Source organism: Rhodococcus sp. PML026, assembly GCF_000963615.1.
GTDB lineage: Bacteria > Actinomycetota > Actinomycetes > Mycobacteriales > Mycobacteriaceae > Rhodococcoides > Rhodococcoides fascians.
Genome location: NZ_KQ031376.1, coordinates 599,434 through 617,170, shown reverse-complemented (window position 1 = coordinate 617,170; position 17,737 = coordinate 599,434). Strand labels below are relative to the sequence as shown.

Below are 17,737 nucleotides of genomic sequence, written 5' to 3'. Positions count from 1 at the left end.
GGGCATTTTTCGTCCAGCGGTTACCATCCCTGCTGTGGCCAAGCTGAAGGTTTCCCTCGACGTCCCGCTGACTCCCGAGCAGACGTGGGCGCATGCGTCCGATCTGTCCGGCTACGAGCAGTGGCTCTCCATCCACGAAGCGTGGCGCGGTGAGCTGCCCGAGCAGCTGGCCGTCGGCACCACCCTGGACTCCATCGCCAGCGTGAAGGGCATGCGCAACCGCGTCTCGTGGAAGATCGAGTCCTACGATCCGCCCCGGAAGCTCGAGCTCAAGGGCAACGGTAAGGGCGGAGTGAAGATCGGTCTCGACCTGTCTGTGAAGTCCAAGGGTGACGGGTCCGAGATCACGATCGACGTCAACCTGGGCGGTGCCCCGTTGTTCGGACCCATCGGGTCCGGTGTCGCTCGCGCGCTCAAGGGCGACATCGAGAACTCGCTGAAGACGTTCGTCAAGATCTACGCCTGACGGTGTAGGAGTGGAGATACATGCCCGGTAGGCACAGTGCGCCGTCGTCCGCGACGGGCAACAGAGGGTTCGCCAAGTACGTCGTCGTTGCCGTCGTCCTGCTTCTGATCGTCGCAGGCGGAGTGTTCGTGGCGCAGAAGGTCTTCGGCAGCGACTGCGGTGACCCGTCGAACTACACGTTGGCTGCCGACCCCGCGATCGCGCCGGTACTGCAGAAGATCGTCGACGACTCCGCGCCCGAGGATCTCGGTTGTGCCGAGGTGGCGGTGACGGCGATGGAGTCGGGTCAGGTGTCGGCCGCAGTGGCCAAAGGCGACGACGTTCCCTCGCTCTGGATTCCCGATTCGTCGCTGTGGGTCGGCAAGACAGTGCGATCGACCGCCTCGCTGATCGACCTGGCGAGCCAGTCGGTGGCGAGCACCCCGGCCGTCCTCGCAACCCGCAAGGACGAGGTTCCGTTCTTCGACACGTGGCTCACCGCACTGAAGCTCGAAGGTTTGCGCATCGGTAATCCGTTGGCCAACACCATCTCCGACGCGGCGATCCTCGGGGCGGTAGCCGAGGCGGGTGGAGACAAGAAGGCCCTCGATGCGGTGTCCACGGCGCTCGTGCCGATCGCTCAGGCTCAGGCCGCCACCCGAGGCGAAGCCGATCCCACCACCCGGTTGGACGATCTGGTGGCCGACGGCGGCGTGGCCGTGGTGTCCGAGCAGACCATGTTGCAGTACCGAAACGACACCGGTGCCGAACTCGGTGCGACGGTGCCGCCGACGGGCAGCATCTTTCTGAACTTCCCGCTGGCCGTCACCGAGCCTGCAGGCGAGCGGCACGACAGCGCGAAGTCGGTCGGCACCGCACTGGCCGCGGTCATCGAATCCGATCGAGGTCGGGAGATGTTGTCCGAGGCCGGTTTTCGGTCGGAAGACGACGCGCCCCTCGATTCGGATCGTGGTATCGGTGCCGTCGAGAGTCTGGCGATCGGCGACCAGCAGGCTGCCGAATCGGTGCTGCGTCAATATCAGGTGCTGGCGCTCCCGTCGCGAACGCTCGTGATGGAAGACGTGTCCGGCTCGATGAACTACAGCGCCGGGGCGAACACCCGGATCGCGATGACGGTGCAGGCCAGCGAGACCGGGAATCGACTGTTTCCCGACAACGCGTCGATGGGATTGTGGGCCTTCTCCATCGGACTCGGCGGCGGCGATCAGGATTACCGTGAGCTGGCACCGATCCGGCGCATGGACGAGAAGGTCGGCAACACGACCCAGCGGGAAGTGCTGCTGCAGCAGACCCGCACCCTTCCGTCCCTGGTCGGTGGTGGAACCGGACTGTACGACACCACGTTGGCCGCGTTCCGCACCGTGCAGCAGGGCTACGACCCCGACGCGGTGAACAGCGTCATCATCCTCACCGACGGTGCCAACGAGGACCCGAACAGCATCTCGCTCGACGAGCTGCTGGCCACACTGCGTACCGAACAGGACCCGTCTCGTCCGGTCGTCATCGTCACCATCGGTATCACCGACGACGCCGATGCGGGTGTGCTGCAACAAATTTCTGCTGCCACCGGGGGTACCAGCTTCGTGGCGCGAAACCCCGCCGAAATACCGAACGTCTTCGTCAATGCACTGAGAAGCCGTTCCGGTCGCTGACGGGAGCGGCTATGCTGTGCGCCGCGTGCTCTCCGTCACGTGGGGTAGTGCGGAGAAGTCCCGCAACACAGTCGTCTCGGGGGTATAGGTAGGGGAGCCAGCGATGTCGGGACGTCACAGCGGCAGTAGTCGCAGGTTCAGTCCTGCCGTGACCTGGGGCGCGGCCGCGCTGGCAGTAGTCGTGGTCGCGGCCGGAGGCTGGTTCGGCGTCCAGGCCGTACGCGCAGCGGGTTCGGACTCGTGCGAATCGCTGGACACGGTCTCGCTCGCGGTGGACACCTCGATCGCCGAACCGGTGCAGCAGATCCTGGCCCAGGCGGGCGAGGTGGACCGCGGCTGCGTCGACTTCGAGGTGCGGGCCGAGCGCCCCACCGACACGGCGACCGAGATCGCAGGTACCGACGAGAAGCGCCCCGACCTGTGGATCCCGGACTCGACGTTGTGGCTGCTCAAGACTTTGCGTTCGACCGGAGCCCTGCCCGAACTCGCCAAGACATCGGTGGCGAACACACTGCCCGTGCTGGTGTCGGCCTCCGAGGCCGCTCCGGTGACCGACACCTGGCTCAGCGTGCTGCAGATGCCGGGCCAACGCATCGGCGATCCGCTCACCAGTAGTGCGTCCAACGCTGCGATCCTCGGTGCGCTGGCCGAGTCCGAGGTCGCGATCTCCGACGCCAAAGCCGTGTCCGCCGCTCTGGTGCCCATGGCACAGGACTTCGGCCGGATAGCCGACACGCCCCACGACACCCCGGACCTCGTCGCCCAGGTGGCGACCGAGGGCGGAACCAGCGTCGCCACCGAACAGGCCGTGCTGGCCTACGAGGCAGCGAACCCCGGATCGTCGCTCACCGAGTCGGTGCCGCCGACGGGCAGCTACTTCCTCAACTACCCCCTCGCCGTCACGGCTCCGGCCGGGCCGGAGTACGACCGCGTCAAGGCCGCCGGGGCCGCGTTGGCGTCGGTGCTGGCCTCGCAGTCGGCGACGGACACACTCGTTGCAGCCGGCTTCCGAACGTCGAGTGGAACCCCCTTGGCCGACGGCAGAGGCGTCGGCTCGGTCGCCGCGTTGGAAATCAAGAATCCGCTGTCGATCGAGACGACGCTGCGCGACTGGGCGGTGCTCGCGTTGCCGCTCCGGACCCTCGTCGTCGAGGACGTATCGGGTTCGATGGCGGCGAAATCCGGCGACTCCACCCGCATCGCGTTGACCGTCGATGCCTCGCTCGGTGCCAACGATCTGTTCAGCGACCAGACGCAGATGGGGCTGTGGGCCTTCTCCATCGGACTCGGTGGTGGAAAGCAGGACTATCGAGAACTGGTGCCGCTCGGCCCGGTCAGCAACACGTTCGACGGTAAGCCGCAGCGTCAGGCCATTCTCGATGCAGTCCGTGGGCTACCGGCTCTGGTCGGAGGCGGGACCGGACTCTACGACACGACGCTGGCGGCGTTCCGACGTGTCAAGGAGGGCTACGACCCCGATTACGTCAACAGCGTCATCATCCTCACCGACGGCGCGAACGAGGACAACGGCAGTATTTCCCTGGACCAGCTTCTCGCCGCCCTGCAGAAGGAGCAGGATCCGGTGCGTCCCATCGTGATCATCACGGTCGGCGTCACCAGTGATGCCGATCCGGTTGCGCTGCAGCAGATCTCCGCGGCCACCGGTGGTACGAGCTATGTCGCGGAGGATCCCCGCGATATCCCGGACGTGTTCGTCAAGGCGTTGAACTCACGCACCGAGCGTCTCGCGGGGGAGTAGCTCACCGCAGCAGGAAGCTGATCGCGATCGCGGCCGCGCAGGCCAGCGTCACCACCACCAGAGTCGCCGCGTCCGAGGCCTTGAAACGTGCCTCGGTGGCGGTGATCATGCCGGTGCCCCCGCGTGCGGTGATGGCTTCACCCATCTCGTCCGCGCGCCTGATGGCCACCGACATCACCGTGGTCACGATGTCGACCAGCGAATTGTCCGACGCACTGTTGACCACGGGTTTCGGTCGCAGCCGTCGGGCGGCGTTGAGGGTGCGCATCTCCTCGATGAGCAGCGGAAGCGACCGCAGGCTGAGCGCCACGGCGATCGCCCACTCGTCGACCGGCAGCTTCAGCTTCTTCAGCGGTGCACCGAGTTTCGACACCGCCGGAGCGATGTCGCTCATCGACGTCGTCCACCCGATCATCATCGATGCGCCGAGCAGAACGAACACGAACAGCGTGGCACGGAAGTACAGCAGAACCGCTGCGCCGCCGATGGGCAGATTGATCAGTGCTCCGACACCGAAGAGCGCCCAGATCCACCACGGTGGCCGAGGTAGAGCCGTGATCGGAATGTGGGCGATGACAGCCGCGACGACCAGCAGCGCGAACACGATGCCGAGGGCAGGCCACGTCGGAGCCACGACGAGGGTGATGCTGAGCAGCAACACCACGATGAGCTTGGTGCCCGCCCACAGCCGGTGAATGGGTGAGAACCGCGGAACCTGGCGCAGTACGACGGTCGTCACGAATGCACGCTCCCATGAATCGAATCGGAGACGATGTGGCCGTCGGCCATCGTGATGGTTCGACTGCAGACGGCGTCCATACCGTCCACGTCGTGCGAGATGACCACGATCGATACGCCGCGCTCACGCAGGCCGGCGAGGACGCCGATGATGTCGTCGCGTCCGGGCGGGTCGAGTCCGGCCAGCGGCTCGTCGAGCACCAAGATGCGGGGTCGACGAGCGATCAGACCGGCCAGCACCACGCGTCGCATCTGCCCGCCGCTGAGCGAGTCGACGTCGCGGGCGGCCAGTGACCGGTCGAGGCCGACGGCATCCATCGCGGCCGACACTGTGGCAGAGCCGGTTTCGGGTCCCGCGGCCGCGGCGATGTCCTCGGAGACGGTGCGCCGCTGCAATTGCAGGCGCGAATGCTGAAAGGCCAGCCCGACGTCGCCGACTCGCGACGTCATCGCCTTGCCGTCGAGCTGCGCGCCGCCGGTGGTGGGCCCGGTGAGCCCGGCCATGATCCACGCCAAAGTCGACTTGCCCGAACCGTTTCCGCCGAGAACGAGAACTCCCTCGCCTCGCTTGACGGTGATGTCGACGCCGTTCAACGCCGATTGTGCCCACGGGGTGCGCCTGTTGTAGACGTGCCGCACGTCGCGTAGTTCGAGCAGGCGCGGGCTCGAATTGTCGTGCAGCACAGCAGCGTTGCCGGTCCTGGTCTGCATCCACAGAGTGTCGTGCTGCACCTGCATGCCCTCGTGCAGATGTACGACGCGATCAGCGGCAACAGTTTCCGAGACATGATGGGTGACGAGTACGACCGACATCCCGTGCCGACGGGGCAGTGCCGCGAGTAATGAGACCAGATGTTCCCGGCCCGAGGCGTCGATCATGGCGGTTGCCTCGTCGGCGATCAGCAGAGCGGGGCGACGAGCCAGGGCCGCGGCGACGGCAAGTCGCTGCATCTCGCCGCCGGAAAGCGAGGCCGTGTCGCGAGCACCCATGCCGCTCAACCCCACCTCGTCGAGCAAGGCGTCGACGTCGGGACGAGAGTCGCCGGGTGGCAGTCCCCATACGACGTCGTCGGCGACGCGGGTGCCGAGGATCTGACTTTCGGGTCGCTGCAACACCACTGCGGTGCCGCCGTACCGGCCGAGTCCGGTGGAGCCGGGACGAGTCACCGAGCCCTCGGAGGGTTCACGGCCTGCGAGGATGCGCGTCAGCGTGGATTTGCCGGATCCGTTGTGGCCGACGATCGCGACGAATTCTCCCGGTTCGATGTGCAGGTCGATGCCGCTCAACGCTGCCGATCTGCTACCGGGATACCGGTAGCCCACGGCGGTCAGGGTGACGGGCAGTGGCACGATCTCGTCGTCGATGCCCGAGACGAACGGCTCCGGTGTGGGGATGGCCGAGAGGCGATCGAGGATGGCGGTGAGGATCAGCCACGCGAACAGAGTTCCGGTGACGATGCCGAATGCGATGGACCCGCCGACCCACCACCACCAGTTGTCGAGTACCGCTGTGCTGCTGCTGCGAATGACATCGGGGATGGCCTGCGGGGCGGATACCCGCTCGAACAGTCGGGAGATGCCTTCGATGGTGTTGCGGAGCGTCTCGAGAAACAGCTGCCGTAGCGGGACGAGGATCAGCAGCAACAGCACCGCGAGGGCTCCGAGTGCCGGTCCGACGATTGCCGACGTGACGAGCACGCCGAACAGGCCTTGTTTCCGGCGCTTCGCCCGGCCGACCAGACCGCCCAGCAATGCCGCACTGGCCACGGTGAGCGCCGTCTGAGTGCCGGCCGCGACGAATCCTACGAGTATGCCCGCCACCGCTGAGGTGACCAATGCTCGCGTGCGATAGCGAAGGGCCACCACCGACATGGGAATAGCGGCGACTACCTGCAGAATCGCTGCCATCGGCACCAGCACGCCGATCACCGTCAGCGCGACGGTGAAGCTGCTCATCACCGCAGCGGTCGCCAATTCTTGCGGACCGAGGGGCCCGGACTCGGGACGGTGGGCAGCGCTGACGGTCACCGCTCCAGTGTGCCAGCTCGACTGAGGCACACTGTCTGCGTGACTTCCGAGATCGCGAGCCGCAGGCTACTTCATCCGGCATGGATCGTCGCCGCGGTGGCCTTCCTCGCTCTCGTCGGTGCGGCGGGGTTCCGGGCCGCACCGAGTGTGTTGATGGTGCCGCTGCAGGAGGAGTTCGGTTGGCCGCGGTCGATGCTGTCGCTGGCGGTGGGCGTCAACCTGGTGCTGTTCGGTCTGACGGCACCGTTCGCCGCGGCGTTGATGGAGCGTTTCGGGATCCGAGCTGTGACGTCGACGGCGTTGGTCGTCGTGGCCGCGGGCAGCGCTCTGAGTGTGTTCGTGACCCAGGCATGGCAGTTGGTGTTGACGTGGGGCGTCATGATCGGGTTGGGCACCGGGTCGATGGCTCTGGTGTTCGCGGCGGTGGTGACGAATCGATGGTTCGTACAGCGTCGAGGGCTCGTCTCGGGCGTGTTGACCGCGGGCAGCGCGACGGGGCAGTTGATCTTTCTGCCGTTGATCGCTCAGCTGGTCGACCGATCCGGTTGGCGCGCAGCGTCGTTCCTCATCGCCGGGGGCTCGCTGATCGTGGTGCCGTTCGTGTTGCGGTGGCTGCGCAACATGCCGGCCGATGTCGGTGTGACTCCGTACGGCGCACCCGCCGACTACGTCCCGCCGGCGGCGGTGTCGACCGTGAACCCCGCGCGCGCAGCGGTGCAGGCTCTACGCGACGCGAGCCGAGTACGAACCTTCTGGGCGTTGGTGCTCGGATTCGCGATCTGTGGCGCAACGACCAACGGGCTCATCGGAACTCACTTCATACCGTCTGCGCACGACCACGGAATGCACGAAACCACCGCAGCGGGTCTGCTGGCGGTGGTGGGAATCTTCGACATCGTCGGGACGATCGCATCGGGTTGGCTGACCGATCGAATGAATCCGCGGTATCTGTTGGCGGCCTATTACGGCTTTCGCGGAATCTCGCTGCTGTTTCTGCCGTGGTTGCTGTCGGCGACCATCCAACCGTCGATCGTCATCTTCGTGGTGATCTACGGACTGGATTGGGTGGCAACGGTTCCGCCCACGATTGCTCTGTGCCGAGAGGTGTTCGGCGACAAGGGTTCTCTGGTGTTCGGGTGGGTCTTCGCCTCACACCAGATCGGAGCGGGCATCGCGTCCGTCGTCGCAGGCGTCGTGCGCGACGCCACCGGCGCATACACGATGGCGTGGTTCGGTGCGGCCGGCTTGTGCGCGGTTGCGGCCGTGGTGAGCATCAGAACAGGAAAGCCCTCGTAGCGAGGGCTTTCCTGTTTCCGAACTTCGGGTCAGCGGCTGCGCTGGCTCGTGGCCGGGCCTGCTGCGCGACGGCTGTGGCCGCCGCCACCGCTACGCGGCTGTCCACCACTGCGCGGCTGACCACCACTGCGCGGCTGACCACCCGAGCGGGCCGGGCCGCCGCGTCGCGCGTTGTTGTTGCGCGGGGCTCCGGTGCGTGCCGGAGCCGGCTCTGCTTTCGGTGCAGGCTCGACGTAGCGGGCCTGCTCGCCGACGAGGTTCGCCACTGCGGGCGAGTCGGCGGTGACGCGGATCGGGGTGACCTTGATGTCGGCCTTGCGCAGCAGAACTGCGGTGTCCTTGCGCTGCTCGGGCAGAACCACGGTCACGACGTCGCCTGCGCTGCCGGCGCGCGCGGTGCGGCCGGAGCGGTGCAGGTATGCCTTGTGCTCGGCCGGGGGATCGACGTGGACGACCAGCTGAACGTCGTCGACGTGGACGCCGCGGGCTGCGACGTCGGTGGCGACGAGCACGCGGGCCTGGCCGGAGGAGAAGGCCGCGAGGTTGCGGTCACGTGCGGCCTGCGAGAGGTTGCCGTGCAGGTCGACGGACGGGATTCCGGCGTCGGTGAGCTGTTTGGCGAGCTTGCGGGCCTGGTGTTTGGTGCGCATGAACAGGATGCGGCGTCCGGTGCCGGAGGCGAGCTGGTGGACCAGCTTCTTCTTGGCTTCGACGCCGTCGACCTCGAACACGCTGTGAGTCATGGCCTCGACGTGTGAAGTGGCCTCGTCGACGGAGTGCGTGATCTGGTTGTGCAGGAAGCGCTTGACCAGTTTGTCGACACCGTTGTCCAGGGTCGCCGAGAACAGCATCCGCTGACCCTTGTCGGGGGTAGCGGCGAGGATCCGGGTGACGACGGGCAGGAACCCGAGGTCGGCCATGTGATCTGCCTCGTCGAGGACGGTGATCTGTACGCCGTCGAGCGTCAGGTGGCGCTGCTTCATGAGGTCTTCGAGGCGTCCGGGGCAGGCGACGACGATGTCGACACCCGACTTGAGTGCGGACACCTGGCGAACCTGCGAGACACCGCCGAAGATCGTCGTGACCTTCAACGAGTATGCGGCGGCGAGGGGTTCGATCGCGACGGCGATCTGGGTGGCGAGCTCACGCGTCGGCGCAAGGATCAGTCCGCGCGGGCGGCCGGGCTTGCGGTTGCCGGGGAGTTGGCCGGCGAGGCGCGCGACCATGGGGATGGAAAATGCGAGTGTCTTTCCGCTGCCGGTCTTTCCGCGTCCGAGTACGTCGCGTCCCTGCAGTGTGTCGGGGAGCGTGTCGGCCTGGATGGGGAAGGCCTCGGTCTTGCCCTGGCTCGCGAGTACGTCTGCGATGGCCTGGGGTACTCCGAGTGCAGCAAAAGTCTGTGGGGTCGTCATTGTGATGAAAAGTGCCTTTCGGGCAGGGTGTTGCACCTGCGGGCCTTCGGGCCGAGATGCAAGGTGGCGAGACTGCCGGTGGGCAGTTTCGATCGCCGTAAGAGAAGCCTGTGCGGGGTGCACATGGTGATTCGGGAGCATTCCACGACGTCTGACGTGCAGTTACGCGCGTCGATACCGAGTGTAACCGAGTGCGGACCCGATCTCTTCCCGCGGTCGACGGTCACGCGGCGTCGGAGCCGAACAGTCCGTCGATGTAGACGTTCTCCGCCGGCGAGCTGTAGAGCTCGACCACCGGCATCGGCGGCGCGCTCGAATCGTACGTGTGCCCGGTGGGTGAGATGAGCCTGTACCGATGTCGCGCGTTCCGTTTGTCTCGTAGTGCTTCGGCCGTCCAGCCTTCGCCTTCTTTCGCGTAATTGCATGCGGCACAAAGACCTGCGCCGTTTTCGGCGCTTGTCGCTCCGCCCGCGGTGTGTGCGGTGATGTGGTCGTGGTGCCGGATGGGCGCGTCGCACCACGGGGTGCGGCACGTGCGATCGCGGAGATCGATGAGGCGTCCCAATGCGGTGGGAAATGCGCGGGATGTGGATTCGACGGCTGTCAGTGCGCCGGTTTTCGGGTGGGCATAGAGGCGACGTAATGCGACGCGCGTCTCATTGCCCTGTGCGCCGTCGAGTGCGTCGCGCACGAGTTGGCGTGCGACGTCCGACGGGATGTCGCCGTAGCCGTGCAGATATGCGGACGTGTCGCCACCGGCGAGCAGGGTCGAATCCGAGATGACGATGTCGACGGTGACCGGTGGACCTTGAGCGGCCGATGTGCCGGTGACTCTCTCGAACACCAGGTCGGCCATGATCTGGTCGCGGCTGCGTGTGTCGCCACCTGCGTTGATGACGGTGTCGGCGTCGCGTCGCAGGGTTGCCCACATGCAGACGGTCTTCTCCATCGAGGTGAGCGCGGTGAAGAATCCCATCGATTCGGGTGCGGGTCGCGTACTGACTCGCCGTGCTGCGTATGCCTTTGCGCGTCGCTTGACCTGGGAGGCGGCGTCCAGTTCGTTGGCCAGTGCGCGGGCGCGACCTTCGATGGCGCGATTTCCTGCGCCGGCGAGGGTGGCGGGGTCTGCGCACAGGCGTTCATCGATGGTCCGGCGATCCTCGACGGTGAGGCATGCGGTTTCGCGAGCGAGGATCATGACGCGCCACTCGTTCAGTTCGCCGGCTTTCAGGCGCGCCAGGGTGTGTGGCATTTCGTGGACGAGTGCACGAGCGAGACCGAGATGAGTGCCGCCGCGGTTGGGTGACTCGCGTCGAGCCAGGCCGATCTGCGACGCAATTCCTGTGCGCCACTGCGCTTTCGGTTTGCCACGTTCACGACGTTCGGTGCTGATCACGGTTGCAACGGCATCGGTCACCACGGCTTGGGTTGCCACACTGACGCATTTGACGGTTTCGAGAGCAGAGATGAGATCGATGCCTGCTGCTGCGTCGACGACTATGTCGGACGCCTGAAGACGCGCAACGAACCTCAACACCTCAGCGGGTGTGAGCGGTGATTCTGGTATAGCTGTGACCACGAGTTCCTCCCCAGTACTCGAATGCATGTTCGAATGTACGCCGGTTCGGGAGGTAGTGCAACAGGGCGGGGTGTGAAATCTGAGAGTGCGCGCCGAAAAGCGATGCTGGTGCCCTCGGCAGGATTCGAACCTGCGACCTACCCTTTAGGAGAGGGTTGCTCTATCCCCTGAGCTACGAAGGCTGGTGATCGAACGAGTGCTCCAAAGTCCCTGTGCGGCAAGGTCTTTCGATCAGTCGAACAATCGGGTCGCGGGTGGGTCGCTGTCGTACTGCACAGCGGGCCCACATCGCGGTCGTCAGTCTAGCGGTCCGCACCGCAGATCGTGAAGCAGGTTCGCGCTGCTGGTCACCACACCGGTCAGTGATGTGATCAGATTCAGGGCGGTGCGGTGCTGGTGGGCGGTGTAATCGGCGACCGATTCGATGCCGACGAAGCACTGAATGTCGCGGGCAAAAGCGTCGAACGTCGTCGCGAGAATTCCCGCCGAGGCGAAGACACCCACAATGACCAGCTGGTCACGGCCTCGTCGGCGTAGTTCGACCTCGAGATCGGACGCGTAGAACGCGCTGTAGCTGCGCTTCGCGATCGGAACGAAGTCCGATTCGGTGACCGCCACGTCCTCGGCAGACGGGCCCAACCCCCACATCGGCCCCAGCAGTCCACGCTGTTCGATCGCCTCAGCCGCCCGCGGACCGCTCGCCAGAATCGGCACTCCGGCAGACCTGGCGCACGCGAGCACCGCCGACGCTTCTGCGGCCACCCGCGCACGAACCGAGGAGTGCAGCACGTTCAGGTAGTACGGCTGCATGTCGTGGACCAGAAGTGCCGCGCGCTCGGGCCGCAACTCCCACTCGGGACCACCCACACAGTCGCGCAGAGTCTCGACCGCGTACTTCTCTACTTCGACGCTGAATGTGGCCACGTCGGTCATCCTCGTACAAACGCGCGCGCATTTGCCAGACGCGCGCAGAGTCGTCAGCCGCTGGCTGTCTATTTCGCTCGCACCTGACAAAAGCGCGCGCGTTTGCGGATCCCTAGGCCCCAGCACCGCAGAACGAGCCCGATCTCCACCACTCAATCCGCGGCAATAGCATCCACGATGTTCAAGCGTGATGCGTGTACCGCAGGCGGAGCCGATCCCAGTAGCGAGAGGCCCAACGCGACGAGTCCGTACAGCAGCACCGTCCAACTGGCGTTGTACTGCACGGGGATTCCGATGCTGGCACCGAGGATCAGGGTGCTCAGGTATTGCAGGCCGGCACCGATGATCAGGCCGAGCACACCGCCGACGATGCCGACCGACAGTGCCTCCGCCAACACCATGCGCGCCAGGGTTCCTCGGCCGCCGCCCATGGCGCGCAGTACTCCGAGCTCACGTCGACGTTCGAGTACCGACAGCGTCAATGTGTTCAGCAATGCGACGGCAGCGACCAGTGCGACGATCCACTGCAGTGCGATGGCCAGCGCACCGGATTGGCGGATGGCCGCGCTGGTGCCCTCGAGTGCCGCGGCACCCGTGTACACGAATGCCTCGGGCGGCAGAGTAGATCGCAGCGAATCCTGCACGGCGGCAACGTCTCCATCGACGGTGATCTCGAGGTACGTCGCACCCGGGCGGTCGTAGAAGCGCTGCATCGACTCCAGCGAGATCGCCATCGTGCCGCCGGCGGCGTTGATGTAGTCCACGAGATCGAGCACGCGTACGTTCTGCACTCCGGTCGGCGTCGGTAGATCGATGGAGTCTCCCGCCGTCACTCCCAGCGTCGTACCGAGCGCCTTCGAGAGCGCCACCCCGTCGCCCGCGAGCAATCCCGCGCGTACGTCTGCGGGGAGCGAGGCCAGTGTCACTGCGTTGCTTCCGTCGGCGACGCCTTGGATGGAGACCAGCTCGTCGTCGATGGTCGCGTAGGCCCACTGTCCTTCGACGACGCGGGAGACGCCGGCCGTCGCCCGCACGGCCTCGTCGACCGCGGTGGGAACGATCGGGCCCGACGGTATGGCGTCGGGTGAGCTCATCGATACGTACAGGTCCGTGTCGGCGAGCGAGGACAGTGATTCGGCGGCGGAGTCGGTCATGTTCGTCAACGAACCGGACACCCCCACACTGACTCCCACGGCGATGACGATGGTCATCACCGTCGCCCAGATGCGCCGCGGAGCGCGTTCGATGGTCGCGGTGGCAAGGCGTCCGGCACCACCCCATCGGCGGGGCACAGCGCCGGTGGCCCAGACGATCGGCCCGGTTCCGCCGACGCACAGTGCGACGACTCCGAACATGAACAGGGCACCGGCACCGAGGGGCAATTGCCCGTCCACGTTGACGGCGAACACGAACGATCCGGCGATGGCGAGCAGACCGAACACCGTGGCGGCCAACGTGAACGACAGCTTCGGACCGCCGGTTGTTTCTCCGCCGCCGACCGCCAATGCTTCGATCGGCGAGATGCGATACACCTGAACGGCAGCCAGAGCGGACGCGCCGACGCAGGCCAGCACGCAGGCCACGATCGCGACGGGAATGGCGAAGCTCGGCAACACGTATTCGATTCGCGCATCGAATGCTTGCGACAGGAACGGTGGCAGGCTCTCGATGGCGATGCGGCCCATGATGATTCCGAGAGGTACCCCGACGGCACCGCCGACGAGACCCACCAGTACCGACTCGAACAACAGGTCGCGGACGATGTCGGCGCGCCGACCGCCGACTGCTCGGAGCAGGGAGATGGTGGGGCGACGCTTGGCGATGGCCATGTTCATGACGTTGAACACCAGGAACGCCGCGACGACGAACGCGATGAGGGAGACCATCAGCGTCGCATTACGCGTCAGGCTCATGGCCTGATCGGCTCTGTCGGCCCGAAATTCCGGATTCATCACCGACACTCGGCCGGCCAACGCCGCGTCGAGGTCCGATCGCAGGTCGTCCCCGCCACCGAGAACGAAAATCGAGTCGAGCTGGCCCGGCCGGTCGGTCAACGCCTGCGCGGTGGGCAGCAACGTGACGGCGAACATGCCTCCACCGATACGCTGCGTGCCAGGGCCGTCGATCACGCCCACTACCGCAGTGGGTCTGTCGGCGATCGTGACCGTGTCACCCTGCGTCAATCCCGTTGCTGCTCCGACCAATACGCCCGACGGGTCGGACAGCAGACCCGCTGCGTTGCCGACCGCACCCTGCAGATCTGACTGCAGTGCCGTGATCGATGAATCGACACCCAGTACCGTCAGCTCGCCGACATCGGATCGCACGATGCTGCGGAGCAGGGGTACCGCCGCATCGACGCCCGCAACACCGCGTACGACGTCGAGTTCGTTCTGGTCGAATCCCGAATCGGTCACGCCGACCACTTCGTACTGCGCGTTGCCTGCGATCGACACCGCCAGACGTTCGACGGATCCGGTCAGCGATCCGTAGGTGCCGAGGACGGCGATGAGCAAACCCGCGGCGACGGCCACGACTCCCGCCGAGACCAGCGAACGCACCCAGTGCATTCGGAGGTCTCGGAGGCTGATGACGCGAAATCTGCTGAGCGCGGTACCGATCACCGAGGTGTACCAGCGGTGTCGGTGTCGACGCGGCCGTCGATCATGCTGACGACGCGATCGGTCGACCGAGCCGCCTCGAGGTCATGGGTTGCCATCACCACTGCCCGACGCCCCTCGCTGCCGTGGGCGACGTCGGCAAGTATTTCGAGGACGTTGTGGGAGGTCTTGGAATCGAGGTTGCCCGTCGGTTCGTCGGCGATCAGCAGCGCCGGGTCCATCATCAGGGCTCGCGCGATGGCGATGCGTTGAATCTGGCCGCCCGACAGTTGTGCCGGGCGGTGTTCGGACCGCTGCGCCAGCCCCACCATGTCCAACAGCCGCATCGCGTCGGCTTTCGCCTTCTTGATGGGGGTGCCGTCGAGCAGCTTCGGGACGGCCACGTTCTCCCACGCCGACATGGTCGGCAGCAGGTTGAAGAACTGGAAGACGAAGCCCACCTGATGGCGTCGGAAATCGGACTGTGCGTTGTCGTCGAGGGTGGTGACCTCGACGTCGTTGAATCGAATGGACCCGGCCGTCGGGGTGTCCAGGGCACCGAGCATGTGCAGCAGTGTCGACTTACCTGCTCCGGACGGCGCGACCAGCGACACGAACTGACCACCGTCGATCGTGAGATCGATGCCGTCCAACGCACGGACCGGTTGTTCGCCGGTGGGGTACTCCTTGACCACGCCGGACAACTGGAGCTTCAACTTCGTCATGCATGATCCCCTGCTTCTCGAATACTTCCGACGCTACCTGCCGTCGGGTCGAGAAACCGGTCGGAGTTCTCAGATCACGCTGCGCCGCGCGAAGATTCGAGCCGTCTGGCCACCAGTGCCGCCTGGAGGTGGCGGATACCGGAGGGACGAGTCGGGTCGAACCCGGTCAGTTGTGCGATCCGCTTGAGGCGATAGTCGACGGTGTTGGTGTGCAGATGGAGTTGCCGGGCGGAGCGCTGACGGTTGAGGTCGTGCGAAATGTGGATCTCGAGGGTCTCGAGCAATTCGGGTGACGAATCGAGTGGTTCGAGGATCTGGGTGAGGTGGCGTCGACCCGGTCCGGGACGAGTGAGCTGGTACTCGAGCACCAGGTCGTCCATCCGGTACAACCCGGACGGGCGGTGCAGCTGATGAGCCAGGGACAGCAGTTCGTGGACCTGGTCTGCGGCGGTGGGAATGTCGGCTGTCGCAGCCTGCTCGGCGGTGGCGGTGACGGGGACTTCTGCGGCTGTACCGATGCGGTGCACCAGCGCCTCGACCCACTCGTCGTCGTGGACGCCGGGGATCAGGACGGTTCCGCCCTCGGTGCTGAGCAGCGACAGGGGAGTGCGTCCGCACACGGTTGCTAGTTCGGCCTGCACGCGACGCAGCTTGCGTCGTGCAGCCACCGTCTTCTGGATGTTGGGGTCGTTCTCGTCGGGGTGCGGCGGTACCGACAGTGCGAGCACGAGGTAACTGTCGGCGAGTTCGATGCCCGACTGGCGGGCCATCGAGACGGCGTTGTGTCCGCTCAGCAACGAGGTGACCAGCGTGTGCGCGGCTGTGTGATGCTCGCTCGCCACCGCCTGAAGCTCTTCGACGTAGCTCTTGCTGGCCGCGATCGAGACCTTCTCCGACAGCAGCACGAACATGCGCGCAGCCTCGATCAACTGGGCGGCGTCGCCTTCTCCTGCCCGCTTGGACACCAGATTCCAACCGATCTGAATGCCCTCGTGGTAGACGCTGAGGACGGACTCGAGCGGGACACCCTCACGAGCCCATTGACTGGCCTTGGCGCGCAGTTCGGCCAAGTCGGACTCGGCAGGTGCGCGGCGCTCGTCGAGCATCTGCACGGCGATGCTGATGCACTTGACTGTGAATTCGGTGACGTCTCCGTGGAGTTGTTCACCGGGAAGTGAACCGCAGGGAGTGTTGGCGGCGAAGTGGCCTACCAGGAGGCGCGCCACTGCGCGAAAATCGCGAAGGGGAGCCGAAGCAGGCTGCCCTGCGACCATGATTCCGAGGCCAGTCGAGTTGTGAACCGTCACAGATCAACCCTTCGTGTTGGATTCTTCAGGTTTTGAGAGAGCTAACGTACTCACGCGTAGAAACGCGCTTCCTGTCGTGAATCTATGCAACTTCAGCCGAAATGGCAGGTTTTTCAAACTTTGAGTTTGTTTCCTGGCCTCTAACAGGATCGATCATAGGTTGTTATCTACGTGTGATCCATGGTTTCGGCAAAACTCGTTGTGATTTATCTCGAGCGGGCCACGAGGGGCCTTGCGACTTGCCCTAAACAATGCAGAAGGCGGTCCCATCGCCTGCGCTACGCGCCTACTTTGATCTCGGATCGGTCCGGACGAGCGGGGTGAGAGGACGAGTATGCGCAGCGACATCGGGCAGTTCACGGTTCTACGGAAACTGCAGCCGACGATCGACGACAACCTCGCGCGCCACCGCTCGACAGCTGTCGCCTGGCAGCCCACGGATTTCGTCCGGACCGAGATGTACTGGGGAACGCGTACGTCACCGCTGACCGAAGCCGCCAAGGCTGCACTGGTCACCGATCTCCTCACCGAGCAGAACATTCCGCTGTATCGGTGCGAGGTCGCGGCGTCGGGCACCGGCTCGTGGCCTGCCTGGCTCGCCGAGTGGAGCTCCGAGCGCACCCGGCATGCTGCAGCCGTCACCGACTATCTGGTCGCCACCCGCAGTGTCGATCCGACGGCACTCGGTCGAGCTCGCGCACAGTGCAAGACGGTGGGATTCGACTCCCCGATGAACGGCGCTCACCTCCTTCGTTCTCTGGCGCAGGTGACCCTCGACGAATCGATCAGTAGCGTCTGCCATACGAATACCGCGCACCAGTGCCACGATCCGGTTGCCGATCGCTTGCTCGGCCGGATAGTCGACGACCAGAAACTGCACGTCACCTTCTTCGCGAATCTGGTGTCGGCAGCGCTCGACGTCGCCCCCGCTCCGACCGTCACGGCAATCACCGAAGTAGTCATGAACGCGCAGTTGCCGGGTACCAACCTGCCCGGCTTCGGTCGGAGCGCCATGCTCATCGAGCGGGACGGGATCTTCGATCTTCGACGTCATCTCGACGAGGTGCTGCTGCCGACGCTCGCTCGGTGGCGCGTCTTCGAGCGGACCGACCTGGGCGTCGGTGTCCGCAGCCGCGACCAATTGGCCGACTACCTGGTCCATCTCGACACCCGGGCCGCGGCAGCCGAGGCGAACCGCACCCGAACTCCGGGGTACGCAGACGCGCTGCGCGCCAGCTGACGTGAGTGCAT

13 protein-coding genes and 1 tRNA gene are annotated in these 17,737 nt (G+C 65.5%); 5 read left to right on the top strand and 9 right to left on the bottom strand.

All coding sequences use genetic code 11. The features are described 5' to 3' along the window. Positions 1–34: 34 nt before the first annotated feature. The 3 genes from VF34_RS22460 (at position 35) to VF34_RS22450 (ending at position 3,877) form a co-directional block, all read left to right on the top strand. Positions 35–466: a type II toxin-antitoxin system Rv0910 family toxin gene (locus VF34_RS22460; RefSeq protein ID WP_027495972.1), complete on the top strand. Its 432-nt coding sequence runs from the start codon at positions 35–37 to the stop codon at positions 464–466. 20 nt (positions 467–486) lie between these two features. After that, the gene (locus tag VF34_RS22455) at positions 487–2,118 is read left to right on the top strand and encodes a VWA domain-containing protein (protein ID WP_032373077.1); all 1,632 of its coding nucleotides are present in this window, start codon (positions 487–489) and stop codon (positions 2,116–2,118) included. A gap of 103 nt (positions 2,119–2,221) precedes the next feature. Beyond that, on the top strand, positions 2,222–3,877 hold the full coding sequence (locus VF34_RS22450) for a VWA domain-containing protein (protein ID WP_032373076.1): 1,656 nt from the start codon (positions 2,222–2,224) through the stop codon (positions 3,875–3,877). Position 3,878: 1 nt separating this feature from the next. On the opposite strand, the gene VF34_RS22445 is transcribed toward VF34_RS22450, so the two are convergent. Next, complete coding sequence (locus VF34_RS22445; RefSeq protein ID WP_032373075.1) at positions 3,879–4,616, bottom strand: energy-coupling factor transporter transmembrane component T family protein; 738 nt, start codon at positions 4,614–4,616, stop codon at positions 3,879–3,881. Then, positions 4,613–6,643 carry an ABC transporter ATP-binding protein gene (locus VF34_RS22440; RefSeq protein WP_196249513.1) on the bottom strand — a complete coding sequence of 677 codons (2,031 nt, stop codon included), beginning with the start codon at positions 6,641–6,643 and terminating at the stop codon, positions 4,613–4,615. The genes VF34_RS22445 and VF34_RS22440 overlap by 4 nt, the downstream gene beginning before the upstream one ends. Before the next feature lie 39 nt (positions 6,644–6,682). Between VF34_RS22440 and VF34_RS22435 the strand changes: the two genes are divergently transcribed. Beyond that, positions 6,683–7,939, top strand: a complete 1,257-nt coding sequence (locus VF34_RS22435) for an MFS transporter (protein WP_032373074.1) — start codon at positions 6,683–6,685, stop codon at positions 7,937–7,939. Between the two features lie 29 nt (positions 7,940–7,968). Here the strand turns inward: VF34_RS22435 and VF34_RS22430 are convergent, their stop codons facing one another. The 7 genes from VF34_RS22430 to VF34_RS22400 form a co-directional block, all read right to left on the bottom strand. Next, positions 7,969–9,351 carry a DEAD/DEAH box helicase gene (locus tag VF34_RS22430; RefSeq protein ID WP_027495978.1) on the bottom strand — a complete coding sequence of 461 codons (1,383 nt, stop codon included), beginning with the start codon at positions 9,349–9,351 and terminating at the stop codon, positions 7,969–7,971. Between the two features lie 223 nt (positions 9,352–9,574). Continuing rightward, the gene (locus tag VF34_RS22425; RefSeq protein WP_080733204.1) at positions 9,575–10,930 is read right to left on the bottom strand and encodes an HNH endonuclease; all 1,356 of its coding nucleotides are present in this window, start codon (positions 10,928–10,930) and stop codon (positions 9,575–9,577) included. Positions 10,931–11,036: 106 nt separating this feature from the next. Beyond that, positions 11,037–11,112: transfer RNA gene (locus VF34_RS22420), tRNA-Arg, on the bottom strand. A 115-nt stretch (positions 11,113–11,227) separates the two neighbouring features. Beyond that, positions 11,228–11,854, bottom strand: a complete 627-nt coding sequence (locus tag VF34_RS22415; RefSeq protein ID WP_161631794.1) for an isochorismatase family protein — start codon at positions 11,852–11,854, stop codon at positions 11,228–11,230. A gap of 152 nt (positions 11,855–12,006) precedes the next feature. After that, entirely contained in the window at positions 12,007–14,478 is a 2,472-nt protein-coding gene (locus VF34_RS22410) for an ABC transporter permease (RefSeq protein ID WP_032373073.1), read from the bottom strand. Continuing rightward, entirely contained in the window at positions 14,475–15,179 is a 705-nt protein-coding gene (locus VF34_RS22405; protein WP_176456678.1) for an ABC transporter ATP-binding protein, read from the bottom strand. Before VF34_RS22405 ends, VF34_RS22410 begins: the two co-directional genes overlap by 4 nt. A gap of 74 nt (positions 15,180–15,253) precedes the next feature. Next, a complete protein-coding gene (locus tag VF34_RS22400) occupies positions 15,254–16,486 on the bottom strand; it encodes a PucR family transcriptional regulator (RefSeq protein WP_027495984.1) in 1,233 nt (410 codons plus the stop codon). Positions 16,487–16,820: 334 nt separating this feature from the next. Between VF34_RS22400 and VF34_RS22395 the strand changes: the two genes are divergently transcribed. Beyond that, positions 16,821–17,726 (top strand): acyl-ACP desaturase, encoded by a 906-nt coding sequence (locus tag VF34_RS22395; protein WP_032373072.1) that lies wholly within the window; start codon positions 16,821–16,823, stop codon positions 17,724–17,726. Positions 17,727–17,737 lie beyond the last annotated feature (11 nt).

Coding starts and splice junctions, on each gene's coding strand:
- VF34_RS22455 (WP_032373077.1), top strand. CDS start 487: ATGCCCGGTAGGCACAGTGCGCCGTCGTCCGCGACGGGCAACAGAGGG.
- VF34_RS22450 (WP_032373076.1), top strand. CDS start 2,222: ATGTCGGGACGTCACAGCGGCAGTAGTCGCAGGTTCAGTCCTGCCGTG.
- VF34_RS22430 (WP_027495978.1), bottom strand. CDS start 9,351: ATGACGACCCCACAGACTTTTGCTGCACTCGGAGTACCCCAGGCCATC.
- VF34_RS22405 (WP_176456678.1), bottom strand. CDS start 15,179: ATGACGAAGTTGAAGCTCCAGTTGTCCGGCGTGGTCAAGGAGTACCCC.
- VF34_RS22395 (WP_032373072.1), top strand. CDS start 16,821: ATGCGCAGCGACATCGGGCAGTTCACGGTTCTACGGAAACTGCAGCCG.